Source organism: Lysinibacter cavernae (assembly GCF_011758565.1).
In the GTDB taxonomy this organism is placed as follows: domain Bacteria; phylum Actinomycetota; class Actinomycetes; order Actinomycetales; family Microbacteriaceae; genus Lysinibacter; species Lysinibacter cavernae.
In genome coordinates this window covers 69,442-88,596 of record NZ_JAAMOX010000001.1, presented here as the reverse complement: position 1 = coordinate 88,596, position 19,155 = coordinate 69,442, and the positions used below count along the sequence as shown (strand labels likewise).

Genomic DNA, 19,155 nt, shown 5'->3' with positions numbered 1-19,155 from the left:
ACTCACAAACAAAAGCTGGCTAGAACGGGAGTGTGAGCGTTCCTCGGAAAGTGAGTTCCGCCGGCCCGGAAAGCGACACATGCTCGCCCTCCTCAGTTGGGAACATGCGTACGCCGACTCGGCCACCGGGAACATCTACGCGCCAGTGATTTGGGGCACCTGCGCCGGCCCAGTGCCTGATTGCCAGGGCAGCCGCGACGGCGCCCGTCCCACACGACAGGGTCTCGCCGCTGCCACGCTCATGCACGCGCATCCGAATCTGGCCGACCCCATCGCTGATGAGCGGCTCTTCCGGAACAACAAACTCCACGTTTGCGCCCTCAGGTGCTGGCGGGTCAAGAATTGGTTCATAGCCAAGATCGAGACCTTGGAGTTCATCCAGATGGGACAACGCAACAACCGCGTGGGGGTTCCCCACATTGATGCCAAGCGCTGGGCGGGCAATATCGAGGTTTCTGGCGCGCACAAGGGGTTCGGAGCCATCAAGCTTCCAACGCCCCATATCAACCTGATAACCGGTTCGATTGCGCTGCACATCCTTGACGCCTGCACGCGTGCCGATAACAAGGGTCTCGCCTGCCTCGCACGTGGCAAGACCTTCGGTCAGCAGGTAGTGGCTATAGACCCGCACCCCGTTGCCACACATTTCGGAGAGTGAACCGTCAGCATTCCAGTAGTCCATGAACCACTCGGCAGCCGGGTCCTGGGCGAGGGATGCTGCCCCTGCGTCAAGGCTGCGCGACCGCACAGCCCGGATCAGCCCGTCGGCCCCGACACCAAAGTGCCGGTCGCAGATCCAGGCAATCTGCTGCGGCGTCAGGTTAATGCTGCCGTCGGGATCCGTGAACAACACAAAGTCGTTGCCGGTGCCGTGGCCTTTCACAAAATCTAGGGTAATAGTCACCGCAATAGTCTATCCGGGGCCACTGGATGCCCGCCGCGCGTCAGAGCACATACGCCGGTCGTTGCCCGATCAAGCGTTTAGACTCGTTGGCGGGCCGCGCGTTGGCAGCCCGCGAAAGGAACCTTCAGCATGAGCCTCATCCGCCTGAACGACGTCACCGTGCGCTACAACGGCAACCCGGTGCTCCGAGAGGTCTTCTTTCGCCTCGATGCCGGAGAACGCGTCGGCCTGATCGGCCGCAATGGCTCGGGCAAATCGACGCTCCTCAAACTCGCACTCAGCCAGATTGAGGCAGGCTCCGGCACGGTCTCCGTCGAAGATGGTGTACGCATCGGCTATTTCTCGCAGTTCTCCGAGCTCAACGGCGAAGCGACCATAACCGAGGTGCTCAACGAACTCTTCGGGCCGGCTCGTGCGGCCGAGGCCGAACTCGCCCGCATCGATGCCGCCATCGCTGAGGGCCCAGATGCTGACGAGCTCAACCGTCTCATCCACCGCCAGGCAGAAGTCTTTGAGACGATGGACCACCTTGACGGTTGGGACTACCCGCGCGCGATTGATACCGTGCTCACCACCCTCGGGTTTGACCACGCCCACAGGGTCTGCCCGATCGATTCGCTTTCTGGAGGGTGGCGCAACCGAGCAGCCCTTGCCAACATCCTGTTACAGCAGCCGGATGTGTTGCTGCTCGATGAGCCAACAAACTTCCTCGACGTGCACGGCGTAGAGTGGCTCGAGTCGTGGTTCTCGTCGTTCACCGGCGCTGCCATTATTGTCTCCCACGATCGGCAGTTCCTGGATGCCGTTGTGACCCGCATCGTTGAGGTCGAGAACTTCCACCTGCACGAGTACCCTGGCAATTTTGCGCAGTACGTGATCGAAAAACAGTTCCGGCTCAAAACACTTGAATCGCAGTTCCTGCACGAATCCGAGCTGCTCGCGTTTGAGGCAGAAGGCATCTCTGACCGGCGCGAAGCGGCAAAGGCCGCAAGCAAAGGGCTCGACAGCAAGCTCGCCAAAATCAAGAAGTCCCGCGCTCCCCGACCGGTTGACACCATCATTACCGAAATCTACGGGGGGCTACACATCAAGGACACGCTCTGTCGGGTGGAAGACCTTGGCAAGGCGTACGGCGAGAAGACGCTCTTCGATGGGCTGAGCTTTGAGCTTCGCCGCCGCGACCGCCTCGCCGTTATCGGCGCCAACGGAAGCGGAAAGTCAACGTTTCTTCGCATCCTCACTGGCGAGGAGCAACAGGATAATGGTCACGTCACCTGGACGAAGGGTGCCGGAGTTGTCTCATACAACGCGGTGCTCGATGCGCTCGATCCGAATGACACCGTTGTGCATTCGGTCAATGCGATGCCGGATTCGCTCGCACTCACGGCAACACGCAAGTCAGTTGGCCGCTTTCTTTCCATGTTCCAGTTCTCGGAGGCCGACCTGAAGCAGCGCATCGGTAACCTCTCTGGAGGTCAGCGAGCAAGGGTTGCCATGGCGATGTGTCTCCTGTCGGGAGCATCGGTTCTGGTGCTCGATGAGCCGACTAACCACTTGGACCTGTCCAGTACACAGGTTATGGAACGTGCACTTTCGCATTTCCCAGGGGCCGTCATCGTCGTGAGTCACGACCGCTTCTTTACCGAAAAAGTAGCTAATCGCAAGCTGGTCTTCGACCGGGAACTCGCCGGAGCACGCATCACCGTCACAACGGCTTAGCGGGCGTCAATACCGTCGCTAGGAAGCAAGCTCATACGCCGAATCATACCCGTGGCTACTCGAGGGCGAGGTCCACTCGATTCGGGTCGGATGCATCAACCCACCGAAGCCTTTGGTACCGCTTAAACCAGCTCACCTGCCGTCGGGAGTATTTTCTGGTCAGGTTTTGGGTGAGCACAATGGCTTCGTCCTGGCTGAGTTCTCCACGAAGTTGCGCGAGGGCCTGGGCATAACCAATGGCACGGCTCGCTGTCACCCCGCGTTCGAGGCCCTTTGGGATCAGCCCCTCAACCTCGTCAAGGAGTCCGTCGCGCCACATCCCGTGAACTCGTTCGTCAAGGCGGGCAACAAGGGCCGCACGATCATCGCGAAGTCCAACGATGTTCAGCGGCAACCACGGGCGCGGTTCCTCTGGCAACGACGCGCTGAAGGGCCGTCCCGTGATTTCGATGACTTCGAGAGCCCTTACCACTCGGCGCAGATTATCTTTGCCGATATTTGTCGCGGCCACTGGGTCATGTTCAACCAGTTTTGCGTGCAGAGCTCGTGGGCCGAACTCCTCGAGCTCGGCTTCAAGGCGGGCCCGAACCTCGGCATCCGTCGCGGGAAACTCAAACTCGTATATGACCGACGAAACGTAGAGTCCTGAACCACCCACCAGAATTGGCACGGCTCCCCGCCCAAGGATTTCACGGATGGTTGCCCGTGCAGATGTTTGGTAGGCGGCTACGGCCGACTCATCCGTGACGTCGAGGACGTCGAACTGGTGATGAGGGATGCCTCGGCGCTCGCTGAAGGGAAGCTTTGCCGTGCCAATATCCATGCCCCTGTAGAGCTGCATGGCATCGGCGTTAACGATTTCCGCGGCCTGTCCGCTCGTGGCAAGTCGCTCTGCAAGATCGAGGGAGAGCGCGCTCTTCCCAGTCCCCGTCGGCCCAACGATGACGTGGAGGCGCGACTCAGCGTGCTGATGTGCCGTCATGGATGCGTGCCGCGCTTAGGAGCGCAGGTTGTCGTGCTCGTCGTAGATGGGGGTCGTTGAGGCCCGCACCGTTGGCAGTCCGAGGTTGACCATTGCCTTGCCACTGACGCTGATGTTTCCGGTTGGGGCCGGAACGCCGCAGGAGTCTGCTTGTTGGCGGTCCCAAGCGTCGCCAGCGAGCGTGCGGCGCACACGGAGCGGTTGGCCGTCGGTCGCAGCAACCAAGTGGAACGGTGCTGCCTGGGTAATCACAACGCTCACAACGTCACCGGGGCGGGGCACGTCGCTTCCGTCAGGGACGTCAAAGTGCACAAGCCGCGAGTCTTCTGCGCGGCCGGAAAGTCGGCTAGTGTCTGCATCTTTTCGCCCCTCGCCGTTGGCGACGAGCACCTCAACGCGTCGTCCGACCTGCTTGGCGTTCTCTTCGAGTGCGATACGGTCTTGCAGCGCAGCAAGTCGCTCGTAACGATCTTGAACAACCTCTTTGGGAACTTGGTTCTCCATAGTGGCCGCAGGTGTCCCTGGGCGGATGGAGTATTGGAATGTGAACGCCGTTGCGAAGCGCGCTTCTTCAACAACCCGCATCGTCTCAAGGAAGTCTTCTTCGGTTTCACCAGGAAAACCAATAATGATGTCGGTGCTGATCGCGGCGTGCGGAATCTGTTCACGAACCCGCTCAAGGATGCCAAGGAACTTCGCGGAACGATACGAGCGTCGCATGGCCTTGAGGATGCGATCGGAGCCGGACTGCAACGGCATGTGCAACTGCGGCATGACGTTTGGCGTCTGCGCCATTGCTTCGATGACGTCGTCGGTAAAAGCTGCGGGATGGGGGCTTGTGAAGCGCACTCGTTCGAGCCCCTCGATCGTGCCAGCTGCCCTCAGCAATTCGGCAAACGCACCACGGTTACCAAACTCGACGCCATAGGTGTTGACGTTTTGGCCGAGGAGCGTAACCTCGATGGCGCCGTCGTCAACGAGTGACTGAACCTCGGCAAGGATTTCGCCCGGCCGGCGATCTTTCTCTTTGCCTCGAAGCGCAGGAACGATGCAGAACGTGCACGTGTTATTGCAGCCTACTGAGATGGATACCCATCCGCTGTAGCTCGAATCCCGTTTGGTCGGCAGGGTGGAGGGAAACGTCTCGAGTGATTCGAGAATCTCAACCTGGGCCTCATCGTTGTGGCGCGCGCGTTCGAGCAGGCTCGGGAGGGACCCCATATTGTGCGTGCCAAAGACCACGTCGACCCACGGTGCTTTCTTGAGGATCGTGTTTTTGTCTTTTTGCGCGAGACAACCACCAACGGCGATCTGCATGCCCTCGTTTTTGCGCTTGACGCTCGCAAGGTAGCCAAGGTTGCCGTAGAGCTTATTGTCTGCATTCTCCCGGACGGCGCACGTGTTGATGACCACAACGTCGGCAACTTCTCCGGCGGAGGGCACGTAACCGGCTGCCTCCATTGAGCCGCTCAGCCGCTCTGAGTCATGCACGTTCATCTGGCAGCCGTAGGTGCGGACCACGTAGGTTCGCTGTTGTCCATCGCGGCCGATGGCGGCGGTGGACGGCGCGATTACCGTTGGGGTCTCTACAAGGCTCATACGCTTCATTTTACGCTATGATTCTGGGCGCAAGCTACTGTTGCGGCCCTTGCCACAAACCGCCGGGCAAGACACGCTGAGGCAGCATTGCCAGCGACACACGGAGACATCCGGATCTCACTCGAATCGAACGCTGCCAGGACTCGAACGTTTACTTCCCAGTGCCTGCTCAACGGCCGAACGGATAAGCGAAGAGGAGTAGCCCCTTCGCTGCAAATACCCCGTCAGGCGCCGTTCCGCAACTGAGCGGTCAAGATTGCCCATTCGCCGAACACGGTCGTTTGCCGCCTCCACTACAAGCCGCAGTTCTTCGTCATCGTCGATCACTTCGAGTGCCGCGGCGATAATGAAGTCCGGGATGCCTCGCTGTGCCAGCTCGCGCTTGATCACCGCGGGGCCTTGCTTCTTGCGACGAAGATGCGCCTGCACGAGGTCTTCGGCAAGGGTCTCGTCGTTGACGTAGCCCTTGCGGTTGAAATCAGCAAGCAGAGAATCGGCGAGGTCTTCGCTGCCCCCATCGCCGAGGATCGCTTTGCGCACCTCGTGCTCCGATAATGCTTTGCGGGCGAGCCTGCTGAGCGCTTTGTCTTCGATCTCTTCTGCGCTGAGTTCTGGCTGTGCCTCTGCCTCTGCCAGGCCAAAGCCCGTTGCTGGCTGCTGTGCGTGTGCCGTTGTTGAGGGTTGCTTGTCCGCTGACCTGACAGCTCGAAGCTTCGTCCGACGAGGCGGTTCGGAATCTGACTGAGACCCGGCGCCACTGCCATCTGACTGTCGGCTATCTGACTGTCGGCTATCTGACTGTCTGCCGTCTGTCTGTCTGCCAGCTGGCTGCGCACTCGGCAGGACAGTCGCCGGCTGCTGCACGGCCATCTGATTCTCAGCTGCCTGATTGGCCACCGGCTGATTCACCGTTGCTCGTCTCGCAGTTGCCTGTTTCGCGGCTGCCTGTTTCGAGGCAAAGCGGGCGCTGAGATCAGTAACGGGAGCGAGCGTTTCTGATGGTTCAAATGAGACGGCCATGATACCTATTTCGATTCGTTCTGCGGGTGAGGTCGAGCAACAATGCCACTCGAACGGGCGCAGTTCGGCACAGACCGACCCACCCAGATATGGGCTCGCCGCGCAGGTCCAGCTCACAACGGAACTGAACCCACACGGCGAAGTTGTGTCTAGGCTCCGCGTTTGGCTGCGAGCTTCTTCTCGAGGGGCACAGGTGCACCCTCCGCAGCTGGAGCGGTCGCCTCGGCGCCTTCAGCAGGGGCATCGCCGATACCCAGCTTGTTCTTAATTTTGGTCTCGATCTCGTTAGCGATATCGGGGTTCTCTACCAGCAAACGACGAGCGTTTTCTTTTCCTTGGCCAAGCTGGTCGCCATCGTAGGTGTACCACGAGCCGCTCTTCTTGACGATTTCGTGTTCAACGCCGAAGTCGATGAGGCTCCCCTCTCGGGAAATACCGACGCCGTAGAGGATGTCGAACTCGGCCTGCTTGAATGGCGGCGCCATCTTGTTCTTCACGACCTTCACTCGCGTGCGGTTACCGACGGCGTCGGTTCCCTCTTTGAGCGTCTCAATACGGCGAATGTCGAGCCGAACGGAAGCGTAGAACTTGAGCGCTTTACCTCCGGCGGTGGTCTCGGGGCTGCCGAAGAACACACCGATCTTCTCGCGAAGCTGGTTGATGAAGATCATTGTCGTTTTGGTCTGGCTCAGGCCACCGGTGAGCTTACGGAGCGCCTGTGACATGAGTCGGGCTTGCAGACCGACGTGGGAGTCTCCCATGTCGCCCTCAATCTCGGCACGGGGCACAAGGGCTGCAACGGAGTCGATGACGATCAGATCGATAGAGCCAGAGCGGACAAGCATGTCTGCGATCTCAAGCGCTTGCTCACCGGTGTCTGGCTGCGAAACGAGGAGGGCATCGATGTCGACGCCAAGCTTCTTTGCGTACTCGGGGTCGAGGGCGTGCTCAGCGTCGATGAAGGCCGCGATGCCACCAGCACGCTGTGCGTTAGCAATTGCGTGAAGGGTCAGCGTCGTCTTACCAGATGACTCCGGACCGTAGATCTCCACGATGCGGCCCCTTGGCAACCCGCCAATACCCAACGCGACGTCGAGTGCAATGGAGCCAGTGGGGATAATCTCGACGGGCGCGCGCTCGTCGCTCCCAAGGCGCATGACTGAACCTTTACCAAACTGGCGGTCAATTTGTGCGAGGGCTGTTTCGAGGGCCTTCTCGCGGTCGTTGGCAGATGCCATGATGTTCTCCTTGCATTCGGCGACGGGGTGTCGCAAGTGTTGTGCCCACAGGCTGTCGCGCTGACGATGACCCCGAGGGTGACACCGTTGCTAACGACAAGGCGTTGGCTCGTTCGTCCTAGTTAGAACCTAGAACCAACCTCTGACACTCAGCGTGCAAAGCCCAGAACTGGGGATAACTCGAAGCGAATTCGACCTGTGAGGAGACTATCACTTATAGAACACATATTCGAACAGAACTTCCGCGTGTCGAAACCGCGCTCGAACAGGACACCAGAAGTCCCGGTGTGACACCGACATCCAAACCGGGCATTCACCATCCAGTACGCGGCATCAAGCCGCCAGCATCGGCGCGGGAACCGTTGGAATCGCTCTTACTTTTTGGGCAACCCTCTGCCGTGCCACCGCTCGGGAGGAACATCCATCTCTCGACACAGGGCTTCCCAGGCATCCGCAACCGGCACGCCAGCCTCGATGGCCTGCTCGGCCGACCGACTACCCAGTTCGGTCATGACAACATCACGGACAACAATGGGCCCGTAGCCCTCGCCAAACTCCGCAGAGACCGCCGTACGAAACTCGCTCAACCGCATACAATCACCAACGCAACGCGCTTCGACATCATCAGGCCTTCCATCACCGGACACTACACGATTGACTCAAAATTACACGCGGGCAACCAGATTGCGCACACGAACAGAAAATGAGGCGCTGCGCCAATCGGCGCAACGCCTCACCTTCATACAAAGAACAGTGGGATCAACCGGGAGGCCTAACGGCGCACAAGACCCGAATCAAAACCCGCCACCAAATCGGCTGGAACCGTGTCGGGGACACTGTCGCCCGTGACGCGGTCGAGACCTTCCATGATGGCCAGACGCCCACTTACCTCGCTCATGATGATCGACAGTGGTGTGCCGAGTGCATCTGCGACGGCAGCAAGAATTTCGCTTGACGCCTCTTTTTGACCACGCTCGACCTCGCTGAGGTATCCGAGAGCAACGCTTGCGTCGCCGGCTACCTGGCGGAGGGTGCGGCCTTTTTGGAGGCGGAAGTCGCGAAGGACGTCACCAATTTCCTGACGTACGAGAACCACGTTCACCCTCCTTTGAACCTGACTACAAATAATTGCGAACTGCCACCTTAGCGGCAATTCTGTATCTACTCTAACCATTTTTTCTGAGGAAATGATGTAAGCGACACCTAATGTAACCGAGGCGACCCCCGATGTATTCCCCAATGTTTGCAAGGAACTTTCGTGGTCCGCAACTTGGTCAATACCCTACACGAACTCACCGACAGGTCGACCATCACTTCCCAAAACAGAGATCACAATTTGGTCGCTAATTCTGAAGTTCGTCGCTAGCGTCAACTGGCTCCGGCACGATCGGGTGAGAGCCAGTGGATGCGGCAACCTCACGATCTATGGCAACAAGTTCGTCGTAAAGCTCTTCAAAGAGGATTCGCACTGTTTGTTCGCGGATCGCGAGTCGGTCCCCCGACAACGACAAACCAACACTTCTTGTCCCAAGTGCCGAGGAAACCCCCAGATAGACAACTCCTGCAGGCTGACCGCTTGCTTCGTCCGGGTCGGGCCCTGCAACCCCAGTCGTAGCGAGACCAATACTCACCGTGTGCCCACCAACCGCGCAGGCATCCCGCACACCCCTCGCCATGAGTTCGGCGACCCGAGGATGCACGGGGCCGTGGTCGTCAAGCAGGCGGGCATCCACCTGCAGCAAGGAGTACTTGAGCTCGGTGTTATAGGCAACGATTGCACCGTTGAAAACCGCAGAAGCGCCGGGCACACTCACGAGGCCAGAGGCCGCGAGTCCTCCAGTCAGTGACTCCGCAACAGCGATGCGCACTCGAAGAGCCGTGGCAAGTTCAACACAGTCACGGGCCATGCGTTGCGAGCGGGCAGCCTCGCTCCGATGAGAGCCGCTACCGACCAGGTCACGATCGTGTTGTTGGGCACCGTTGCCATCATCCATCCGCTGCGTCATAGGACAAGCCTATCGGCCTGCTACTCGTTGGAGGTGTTCCGTTCTGCCTACAAAAGCATCCAAAGATATCCGAGCGATATGAGCGTATGACCTAGAAATTATGCACGGGAAGACTTGAGGGCGGTCCTGACATAGTCAAGGCCGCTGAGAACGGTGAGCCCAAACGCAAGGCTCATGGTCACAACGTTGACCGGGTGCACCCACGCCCCAAAGACCGACTCAAGCGGAAGCAGGGCAAGGGAGATCGCAACCGCCTGCATCAGGGTCTTAAGCTTGCCCATCCATGCAGCCGCGATTACAACGTGGCTGCTTGCCCTGACCAGACGGTCAACAGTGACACCCCATTCGCGAACGAGAATGATGATGGTGACCCACCACGGCAGCTCGTTCAGAATTGAGAGACAAACGAGCGCGGCACCGGTGAGCAGCTTGTCGGCGATGGGATCGAGTAGCTTGCCAAGATCGGTGACCTGGTTGTATCGCCGAGCCAGAAATCCGTCAACCCAGTCAGTTGCGATGGCGAAAATAAACAGGGCAGCGCCCCACCAACGAAGCGCATCAGGAGCACCCCCACCACTGAGCACCAGCCAAATGCACAGGGGCGTCAGCAGGATGCGCGCACCCGTAATGATGTTGGGCGCGTTCCAGTTGGACGGCTTGGCGGCTGGGGCAGGAATGGATGCTGTCACAGTGTGAGTCTATTGCCTAGTCGCGACCGGTCAGCTGCCAGGCGTCTTCGCTGCCACCCTCGTCGTCACCGTCGTGGTAGTCAGTGGCTTCTGGCACGCCGAAGGCTGCGGTGAAGTCAAGGTCAGAATCTGGAATAGGGCGGGTGTAGACGTCGTCTTGCGCTTGGGGGAACGGGTTGGCTTCGTTGGCCTCGCCAGCGTCGTATCCCTCTGCTGGTTGCTGCTGAGCCTCGTTGTACGCCGACGGCGCGTGTTCAACAGGCTGCTGCGGCGCGGACTGAACCGTTGTTGGCTGCACCGGAGGAGCCGCCAACGGCTGCTGATAGCCTGCCGGCGCCTGCGGCTGCACGGGAGCGCCGCTGGCCTCTCCCCTGAGCTTCGCAAGGACCTGGGGCAGGTCTTCTTGAGTGACCAGCACATCGCGGGCCTTAGAACCTTCGGAAGGCCCAACAATCTCGCGCGATTCGAGGAGGTCCATGAGTCGGCCTGCCTTCGCAAACCCGACGCGCAGTTTTCGCTGCAGCATGGAGGTCGAACCGAACTGCGTCGAGACAACCAGTTCGGCTGCCGCGAGGAGCACCTCAAGGTCGTCACCAATATCGGAGTCGACGTCTTTCTTGACCGCAGAAGCGGCCACGTCTTGGCGGTATTCAGGCATCGCCTGCGTCTTGACGTGGGCGACAACACGCTCGATCTCTTCTTCGCTGACCCACGCGCCTTGGACACGCATGGCCTTTGACTCACCCATCGGGAGGAAGAGCCCGTCACCCTGACCGATGAGTTTGTCTGCCCCCGGCTGGTCAAGGATGACTCGGGAGTCGGTGACGCTTGCAACGGCAAACGCAAGACGGCTCGGCACGTTGGCCTTGATGAGGCCGGTCACAACGTCAACGCTTGGTCGCTGCGTTGCGAGCACCAGGTGGATTCCGGCGGCACGCGCGAGCTGCGTGATTCGAACAATGGAGTCTTCAACGTCGCGAGGTGCAACCATCATGAGGTCGGCAAGCTCATCAACGACAACAAGCAGATATGGATACGGCTTCAGGGTGCGCTGGCTTCCCTCTGGGAGCACGAGGTCGCCCTTGCGCACCGAAGCGTTGAAGTCGTCGATGTGACGGAAACCGAAGCTCTGCAGGTCGTCATATCGCATGTCCATCTCTTTGACGACCCACTGCAGCGCCTCTGCGGCTTTTTTGGGGTTCGTGATGATGGGCGTAATGAGGTGAGGAACACCTTGGTACGCAGTCAGCTCAACTCGCTTCGGGTCTACGAGCACCATTCGCACGTCGGCCGGAGTGGACCGCATGAGCAAGCTCGTAACCATCGAGTTGATAAAGCTTGACTTACCCGAACCGGTAGAACCGGCAACAAGCAGGTGAGGCATCTTGGCGAGGTTGGCTACCACAAAACCGCCCTCGACGTCTTTTCCGACGCCGATGGTGAGTGGATGCGTGCTGCGCGCGGCCACCGGCGAACGGAGCACGTCGCCAAGCGATACCGTTTCACGGTCGGTATTGGGAATTTCAACGCCGATGGCACTCTTGCCTGGGATAGGCGACAGAATGCGGACCTCGTTGCTGGCAACAGCGTAGGAAAGGTTTTTGCTGAGCGCGGTAACCCGCTCAACCTTCACACCCGGACCGAGCTCGATCTCGTAGCGCGTGACGGTTGGGCCTCTGGAGAAGCCAGTGACGGCAGCGTCAACATTGAACTGGGCGAGCACAGAGGTGATCGAGGCGACAATATCGTCATTCGCTTGCGACCGCTCCTTCGAGGGGCTGCCGAGTTCAAGCGTGGATGCGGCCGGCAAGACATATTCCCGGTTATGAGCCGGAGTCTCGTCAACTGCCGGCGCAATCTCAACAACAGGTCGAGGGGCGATCTGTGCGTCGTCTTCGAGAGAACCGAAGTCGTCGTATGCGGTCGTTGAGGGAGAGTCATCGCCAAGTCCTGTTACCGGGCTCGCCGCGGCAGGAACGTGATTGACTACGGCTTCTTCTGCCTGCGCAAGGCCCTCAAACAGGCCGGTCGGGTAGACGCCGGCAGGAGCATCAGACTCGGCGGGAGCCTGCTCAATGGCAGAATCAAACGCGCTGGCCCCTGCGCCAGCCGCACCAAGTACGTCGGTGACGGCCTCTGGCTTGGCGTCGTATTCGGGATCTTCCTCGCGCTGCGTCGAGTTGCGTCGCCACCACGGAAGCTCAGTTGCCCCGGTCGCTGCAGAATCGTCATGGTCTTCGATATCGAAGAGGTCGCTAACATTGCCCCGGTCGCTTTCGGCAGCCGCAAGGCGTTCGGCTTTGCGCTGGCGCTTCGCTTCGCGGTCGGCGTCGAGACGTTCGTGATCGGCATCTGATGCACCAAACAGGTAGGAGTACGCCTCACGGACACGCTCACCAACCCGGTTTGGCGGGGTCTTCGAGATGATGAACAGCGAAAGCAGCAGAAGCAAAATGATCACGGCGGATGCACCGTATACCGTCAGAACCGCGGTAAGCGGGGCAGCGATCATCCAGCCAAGCAGGCCACCTGCTGAGGCCAGCTCAAGCATGCCCTGACTCGGTGACGGCTGCCCGCCGAAGATGTGGCACAGACCGGAGATCGTGAGCAGCAGCAGGCTCAGCCCGATCGTGATGCGACGGTTATCGTGCACGCTGCTTGGGTTATTGAACAGCCACAGCGCAAACATGACCATAATGACGGGCAACCCGAATGCTACCCGCCCAAAAATACCACCGAACGTCCACGCATCGATCTGCTGGGCAACCGTGTTGCCCATGAGAAACCACTCAATAATGGCACCAGCAACGGCAAGCACGATAAGAAACATTGGGATGCCGTCTCGTCGCTCGTCTGGGTCAATGCGCTCGACGCGGAAGGCGCGACACAGGCCGCCAATGCCGTGTGCGGTGCCCATCCAGGCACGCTGAAGCAAGCCGGGTGTCTCATCGTCAGGAACAAACGCCGTGGTCTTTGCCGTGGCGTTGCGAGTGGTTGCGTTTTTGGCCGTCGAAGGTGAGGAGCGAGTGCTCTTTTTATCAGCGGCCGCTCGAGTCGACGACGTTGACGCGTTGCGCCTCGGTGACGTGGGTTTCGTGGCCATGCGTCAACGGTACAAGGTGCATACGACAAACGGGGTTTAGGAACCCGGCGTGTGGATAACCGGCCTCTCCCCGGCACCTTTAGCATGAAGTATGACTACTCATCCGTTCAGCCAAGTTGATGTCTTCACGAGCGAACCAATGTACGGAAACCCAGTTGCGGTGGTTCACGATGCCGACGGCCTCAGCGATGATCAGATGGCCGCGTTTGCCAGGTGGACAAACCTCTCGGAAACGACGTTTCTTCTGTCCCCAACAGCCGCAGAGGCTGACTATCGGCTGCGCATCTTCACTCCGGGCGGCGAACTCCCCTTTGCCGGGCATCCGACCCTCGGGAGCTGCCATGCCTGGATCGAGCGAGCAGCAGCAACCGGCGCACCAGTCCCCACAGACGGCACTGTTGTGCAGGAATGCGAAGCAGGCCTCATTCGTATCGCAAAGGTAGACGGGCGACTTGCGTTCACGGCCCCGCCCCTGGTTCGTTCTGGTCGGGTCGCTGACAACTTGCTCAGCGAGATTGCGGCAGCGCTCGGTTTGCAGCCTGCGGAGATCCTCGACGCAAACTGGGTGGATAATGGGCCGGGCTGGCTTGGCATCCTTGTGGATTCGGCGGAGACGGTCCTGCGGCTCACCCCAAACAGCGAGGCCATGACCGACCGAAAAGTCGGAGTTATCGGCAAAACCGGGGCCGGAGAAGACTACGCCTTCGAGGTTCGCGCGTTTTATCACGACTCATTGACTGGCCTGCAAGAAGACCCGGTCACTGGCAGCCTCAACGCGAGCCTCGCCCAGTGGCTCATCGCGGCTGGCACGGCACCAACTCAATACATTGCACGCCAGGGCACGGTGCTCAAGCGGCGCGGCAGAATCCATGTCGCCCACGACTCTCCAGACGTAATCTGGGTCGGCGGAGACACGGTGACGGTTGTCTCTGGAACGGTCACTCTCTAGGCCACGGCCGAAGCCACTGCCACTGCCACTGCCACTGCCAACAGAATTGGCGCAGATCCACCCATCCCGAACGGGGAAGGAGGATCTGCGCCAATTCTGTACGCCGATAAGGGCCGATTAGGCCTCGATGACGACCGGCACAATCATTGCGCGGCGGCGAAGTCGCTGAGCCACCCAGCGGCCAATCGTGCGGCGGATGATCTGCTGCAAGGCGTGCTGATCACGAACGCCATTGCTCGCTGCTTCTGCAAGCGCAGCGATGATCTTTGGCTTAACCTCTTCGAAGACGTTGTCGCCCTCTGCCACGCCCTTTGCGTGGATCTCGGGCCCAACAATCACGCGACCGGTTGCCGACTCGAGCACAACGATCACCGAGATGAACCCCTCTTCGCCAAGGATACGGCGATCCTTGAGGTCGGCCTCTGTGATCTCGCCAACGCTCGAGCCATCAACGTAAACATAGCCAAGGTCGTACTGGCCAACAACGGTGGCGACGCCCTCTTTGAGGTCGATCACGGTGCCGTCTTCGCCGAGGATCACGTTCTCAGCTGGAATACCCGTCTGGATTGCCAGCTTCGCGTTGGCATCGAGGTGACGGAACTCGCCGTGAACGGGAAGCACATTCTTCGGCTTGAGGATGTTGTAGCAGTACAACAGCTCACCAGCGGCGGCGTGTCCGGAGACGTGCACCTTGGCGTTGCCCTTGTGCACAACGTTTGCGCCGATCTTGGTGAGGCGATCGATGATGCGGTATACCGCGTTCTCGTTGCCGGGAATGAGGCTGGATGCCAGGATGACGGTGTCGTCCTCCCCCAGCTCAACCTTGTGCTCTTTGTTCGCCATACGGCTCAGCACGGCCATCGGCTCGCCCTGAGAACCCGTCCCCATATAGACAATCTTGTTGTCGGGGATGCCATCGGTCTTGCGGAAGTCGACAAGCACGCCTTCTGGCACGTTGAGGTAGCCGAGGTCTGCGGCGATGCCCATGTTGCGCACCATCGAGCGACCGAGCAGGGCGACGCGGCGGCCGTGCGCGTGCGCGGCATCCAGAACCTGCTGTACTCGGTGGATGTGGCTCGAGAAGCTCGCAACGATCACTCGGCGAGGAGCGCTCGCGATAACCGAGTCAAGCACTGGACCGATGTCGCGCTCAAGCGGCGTAAAGCCGGGAACCTCGGCGTTGGTAGAGTCAACAAGGAACAGGTCAATGCCCTCTTCTCCGAGGCGAGCAAATGCGCGGAGGTCGGTGAGGCGGCCATCGAGCGGTAGCTGGTCCATCTTGAAGTCACCAGTAGCAAGCACCATGCCGGCTTCGGTGCGGATGGCAACGGCCAGCGCATCCGGAATTGAGTGGTTCACGGCAACAAACTCAAGCTCAAACGGGCCGAGCTGTTCGATATCACCCTCGCGAACCGTCATGGTGTACGGCTTGATGCGGTGCTCCTTGAGCTTGGCCTCGATGAGGGCAAGCGTGAGCTGAGAACCGATCAGCGGGATGTCCTGGCGCAGGCGCAGCAGATACGGCACCGCTCCAATGTGGTCTTCGTGTCCGTGTGTGAGCACAACGGCCACAATATCGTCGAGACGATCACGGATGATCGAGAAGTCTGGCAAGATCAGGTCGACGCCTGGCTGGTGCTCTTCTGGAAAAAGAACACCGCAGTCGACGATCAGCAATTTGCCGTTCATCTCGAACACGGTCATGTTTCGGCCAACCTCGCCAAGGCCGCCGACGGGAATAACCCTCAGCGTGCCTGGTTCGAGTGGAGCCGGACTGTACGTAGCTAACGTTTCGACGTTATTAGGCACACGTCCTCCTGTTTCTAGCGGGTCGTTCCCGCAATCTTTGGTAGGGCTCCGCCAGCTGCCGCATTGCGGTCTGGGCGGAAGTTACTGAGGTCGAGGCCAGGCAGATCGCGCACAAGAGCGAGATCGTCTTCAATCTGTGCGGCCTCCCATTCTTCTGGCCCGACCAGGGGCAGACGCACGCGTGGGCTACCGATGCGACCAAGTCCGTGCAAGACGTACTTGGTAGCGATGGTGCCAGGAACGTGGGTCATGAGTGCCCGAACCAACGGTTCGAGCTTCTTGTGTGCGTCGGTTGCCGACGCCAAGTCTCCGCGGTTCACGGCGTCTACCATCTGGCGGTAGGGCGTCGCGGCCACGTTTGCGGTCACGCCGATGAGGCCGCTGGCCCCGATCGACAGGTGGGGAAGGACGTTGGGGTCGTCCCCCGAAAAATAGAGCAGGTCAGTTTGGTTCAGCACGCGGCTGACCTCGCTGAAATCACCCTTTGCATCTTTGATCGCGAGGATGTTTGGATGCTTGGCGAGGCGAAGAATCGTCTCGTATTTGATGGGCACACCCGTGCGGCCTGGGATGTCGTAGGCGATGACCGGCAGGTCGGTTGCGTCAGCAACCATACGGAAGTGGGTGAGGATGCCGGCTTGCGTTGGCTTGTTGTAGTACGGCGTAACGATCATGATGCCATCGGCGCCCGCCTTCTCGCTCGCTTTGTAGAGCTCGATCGCGTGTGCGGTCTCGTTGGAGCCACCGCCCGTGATGATCTTGGCCCGGCCTGCAGCGACGCTCTTGCCAACCTCAACAAGTTTGAGCTTCTCTGGGTCAGTGAGCGTTGACGTCTCGCCGGTCGTTCCGGTGACAACGATGCCGTCGGCGCCGGCGTTGATGACGTCATCCATGTGACGCTCAACCGCTGGCCAGTCGACCTCGCCGTCGCTGGTGAAGGGCGTAATCAACGCCACCAATACTTGTCCGAAAGGATTCTCTACAGTAGCCACGCCCTCTAGGGTAGCGTGTCTCGTTATCGAATGCGCTCACCTGGTCTGTTGAAGGCAGGATCAAGGCACATCCCGATCACGTGTTTACCAAACAAATTCGTGCAGTCTCGTCTGACAGAGACTCGTTAGCGGATTCTGCGATCGTTGACCGCTGAGAAACAGCTCACCGTGTGCCCGCTATAACGAAAAGAACGCGATCCACGGCAGCACCAAAAACACAATAACTATGCCGAGCAGGATAATCGCACGAAGTGGGCTCCTCGACAGGCGACGTCCCTGCGAAGCAATCTGGTTTGGCGCCGACCGCCCGCGTGAACGAGATCGTTTTATTGCCGAGGGGGTTGGTCTTGGCATCCGGTCATCCAAATAGCGATGTGTTTGATTCACTGTTTTGGGGGCAATGGCCGCGTACACAGCGCATAAGCCAACATACGCGTCGATGAGCGCCCGCCCTGTTTTGCCTTTGGTATACACGTATAAGCGATCGTCTAGGATTTCGACATCACAGTTGGCCGCATGGTCGATCAAGACGGACATCACATCGGGGGTCAGGATATAGAGCGCGTCAGCTTCATATTCTTTTGGGCAGTACAGCGCAAAATGCTGGTCGAAGTCTCCCTCCAGCGAAAGTCGTTGGGTATGGGCGTAGCTCACCGGCAGCTTGTTCCGGCCTGCACCAAAGAGTCCGGCACTATTCCTCGTCGAATCGAGCACGATATGTGGCAAATTTCGATCAAGCCGAAAGGTGAGGTACATCCACGATTTGTTGTACCTCACCCAGTCATAAATAAACGTGGTTGTGAACGTTTCCAGGTGAAGCTGACGCTTATCGTTGCTGTGCAACCCGTGGCTTGTAGAACCGAGGCTGCCAAGCCCAAAGATCATCCCCGGTAAATCTGGCCTGTAGCCTGTACTGGTATAGACGAGTTTATTATCCGCAGCGAAGCGGACAAGTTGGTACTGCACAATTGATGCGGTGATTCGCCCGCTGACGAAAATCCAGCATGCTACGCCGAGGACAAGAATGATGAGAAGGGTTGTTACCCACAATCGTTCGGCGGAATGACTTCGAGGGTCAATCACCTTGGGAACCAGAACGATAGCGGCAATTCCGACCGCAAGGAACAGCTTTGTTCCTCTCGTGAAAAACACTGAGTTCGGCTTTAGCTCGGGATGTTGCAGCTTGAACTCACGAATCTCAGCACGTGTCGGTTGAGTTTGGAGGGCCGTAAAATCGGTCGGCACGTTGGGGGATGTTTTGGCCACAATCTTCAGCGTACCCGCGAATCGATGGGCACAGCGCATCCGCCTCACCGGGGCTCGGCCGACTGTTAACGCCCGCGTTTTCCCTGCTCAGCTGTTACGCGCTTGGGCAGAATCGTGGCGAGCACCACGGCAGCTTTGTAGCGCAGCGACGGGACCGAAACGGCCCGACCTCTCAGGCTGTCGCGCAGACCTTCGCGAACCACCTGTTCGGTTTCGAGCCACATCCAATCGGGAATGTTGGTGGTTTGTACGCGCATCCGCTCGTGGAACTCCGTGCGGACAAAACCGGGGCACACCGCCGTCACGCTGACGCCGCGGTTCCGGTAAAAGATGTTTGCCCAGCGACTAAAGCTGATGACCCAGGCTTTGCAGGCTCCGTAGGTTCCGCGAGGAATAAAGCCGGCAACGGAGGCCACGTTGATAATTCGGCCGGCGCCGTTGGTGAGCATCCCCTGCAACGCCGCATGGGTGAGGCGCATTGGCACACGAACGAGCAGGTCGAGGTGCCGCTGCTCGTCATCAATCGTGTTTTCGTCAAAGGGTTTGCGAAGCCCAAATCCGGCATTATTGATGAGGAGATCGATGCGGTCAGTTGGATGCTGGAGCCGCGCCTCAACCTCGGCGAGCCCGGCGTCGTCAACGAGGTCTGCGGTCAACACCTCGACCTCGACTCCGTAGCGGAGATTCAGGCTGTCTGCGGCCATTTCGAGCCTGCCGGTATCCCGAGCAACGAGGACAAGGTCGTAGCGCCTGGCCGCAAGCTGACGAGCAAACTCGGCACCAATTCCGGATGTTGCTCCTGTGATGAGGGCGGTGCGTTTGGCCGCCGCAACTCTCGGCGCTGAACTGCTGCTACTCGTGCTCATGTGTTCACTGTAC

General features: G+C 59.4%; 16 protein-coding genes. 2 read left to right on the top strand and 14 right to left on the bottom strand.

Annotated features, from left to right (window positions below):
- Positions 1 to 19: 19 nt before the first annotated feature.
- A complete protein-coding gene (gene dapF / locus FHX76_RS00385) occupies positions 20 to 898 on the bottom strand; it encodes a diaminopimelate epimerase (protein WP_167150160.1) in 879 nt (292 codons plus the stop codon).
- A gap of 135 nt (positions 899 to 1,033) precedes the next feature.
- Between dapF and FHX76_RS00380 the strand changes: the two genes are divergently transcribed.
- On the top strand, positions 1,034 to 2,623 hold the full coding sequence (locus FHX76_RS00380) for an ABC-F family ATP-binding cassette domain-containing protein (protein ID WP_167146436.1): 1,590 nt from the start codon (positions 1,034 to 1,036) through the stop codon (positions 2,621 to 2,623).
- A 55-nt stretch (positions 2,624 to 2,678) separates the two neighbouring features.
- On the opposite strand, the gene miaA is transcribed toward FHX76_RS00380, so the two are convergent.
- The 9 genes from miaA to FHX76_RS00335 all read right to left on the bottom strand — a co-directional run bounded on the left by miaA (position 2,679) and on the right by FHX76_RS00335 (position 13,260).
- The gene (gene miaA / locus FHX76_RS00375; protein WP_167146433.1) at positions 2,679 to 3,605 is read right to left on the bottom strand and encodes a tRNA (adenosine(37)-N6)-dimethylallyltransferase MiaA; all 927 of its coding nucleotides are present in this window, start codon (positions 3,603 to 3,605) and stop codon (positions 2,679 to 2,681) included.
- 15 nt (positions 3,606 to 3,620) lie between these two features.
- Positions 3,621 to 5,204, bottom strand: a complete 1,584-nt coding sequence (gene miaB, locus FHX76_RS00370; RefSeq protein WP_167146430.1) for a tRNA (N6-isopentenyl adenosine(37)-C2)-methylthiotransferase MiaB — start codon at positions 5,202 to 5,204, stop codon at positions 3,621 to 3,623.
- 117 nt (positions 5,205 to 5,321) lie between these two features.
- Entirely contained in the window at positions 5,322 to 6,224 is a 903-nt protein-coding gene (locus FHX76_RS00365; RefSeq protein WP_167146427.1) for a regulatory protein RecX, read from the bottom strand.
- 149 nt (positions 6,225 to 6,373) lie between these two features.
- Entirely contained in the window at positions 6,374 to 7,462 is a 1,089-nt protein-coding gene (recA, locus tag FHX76_RS00360; protein WP_167146424.1) for a recombinase RecA, read from the bottom strand.
- A 374-nt stretch (positions 7,463 to 7,836) separates the two neighbouring features.
- Entirely contained in the window at positions 7,837 to 8,049 is a 213-nt protein-coding gene (locus FHX76_RS00355; RefSeq protein WP_386762019.1) for a DUF3046 domain-containing protein, read from the bottom strand.
- Positions 8,050 to 8,234: 185 nt separating this feature from the next.
- Complete coding sequence (locus tag FHX76_RS00350; RefSeq protein WP_167146419.1) at positions 8,235 to 8,558, bottom strand: helix-turn-helix domain-containing protein; 324 nt, start codon at positions 8,556 to 8,558, stop codon at positions 8,235 to 8,237.
- Between the two features lie 247 nt (positions 8,559 to 8,805).
- A complete protein-coding gene (locus FHX76_RS00345; protein ID WP_243848554.1) occupies positions 8,806 to 9,468 on the bottom strand; it encodes a CinA family protein in 663 nt (220 codons plus the stop codon).
- A gap of 98 nt (positions 9,469 to 9,566) precedes the next feature.
- Positions 9,567 to 10,157 carry a CDP-diacylglycerol--glycerol-3-phosphate 3-phosphatidyltransferase gene (gene pgsA, locus FHX76_RS00340; protein WP_167146416.1) on the bottom strand — a complete coding sequence of 197 codons (591 nt, stop codon included), beginning with the start codon at positions 10,155 to 10,157 and terminating at the stop codon, positions 9,567 to 9,569.
- Positions 10,158 to 10,173: 16 nt separating this feature from the next.
- Complete coding sequence (locus tag FHX76_RS00335) at positions 10,174 to 13,260, bottom strand: DNA translocase FtsK 4TM domain-containing protein (protein WP_167146413.1); 3,087 nt, start codon at positions 13,258 to 13,260, stop codon at positions 10,174 to 10,176.
- Positions 13,261 to 13,351: 91 nt separating this feature from the next.
- On the opposite strand from FHX76_RS00335, the gene FHX76_RS00330 reads away from it, so the two are divergent.
- Entirely contained in the window at positions 13,352 to 14,209 is an 858-nt protein-coding gene (locus FHX76_RS00330; protein ID WP_167146410.1) for a PhzF family phenazine biosynthesis protein, read from the top strand.
- A gap of 117 nt (positions 14,210 to 14,326) precedes the next feature.
- Here the strand turns inward: FHX76_RS00330 and FHX76_RS00325 are convergent, their stop codons facing one another.
- From FHX76_RS00325 to FHX76_RS00310, 4 genes are all read right to left on the bottom strand, one after another.
- Complete coding sequence (locus tag FHX76_RS00325) at positions 14,327 to 16,018, bottom strand: RNase J family beta-CASP ribonuclease (protein ID WP_167146406.1); 1,692 nt, start codon at positions 16,016 to 16,018, stop codon at positions 14,327 to 14,329.
- A gap of 14 nt (positions 16,019 to 16,032) precedes the next feature.
- Positions 16,033 to 17,010: a 4-hydroxy-tetrahydrodipicolinate synthase gene (dapA, locus tag FHX76_RS00320; protein ID WP_167146403.1), complete on the bottom strand. Its 978-nt coding sequence runs from the start codon at positions 17,008 to 17,010 to the stop codon at positions 16,033 to 16,035.
- Between the two features lie 177 nt (positions 17,011 to 17,187).
- Positions 17,188 to 18,276, bottom strand: coding sequence for a DUF3137 domain-containing protein (locus FHX76_RS00315; RefSeq protein WP_167146400.1), 1,089 nt, complete (start codon positions 18,274 to 18,276; stop codon positions 17,188 to 17,190).
- Between the two features lie 65 nt (positions 18,277 to 18,341).
- Positions 18,342 to 19,142: an SDR family NAD(P)-dependent oxidoreductase gene (locus FHX76_RS00310; protein WP_167146397.1), complete on the bottom strand. Its 801-nt coding sequence runs from the start codon at positions 19,140 to 19,142 to the stop codon at positions 18,342 to 18,344.
- Positions 19,143 to 19,155: the final 13 nt, after the last annotated feature.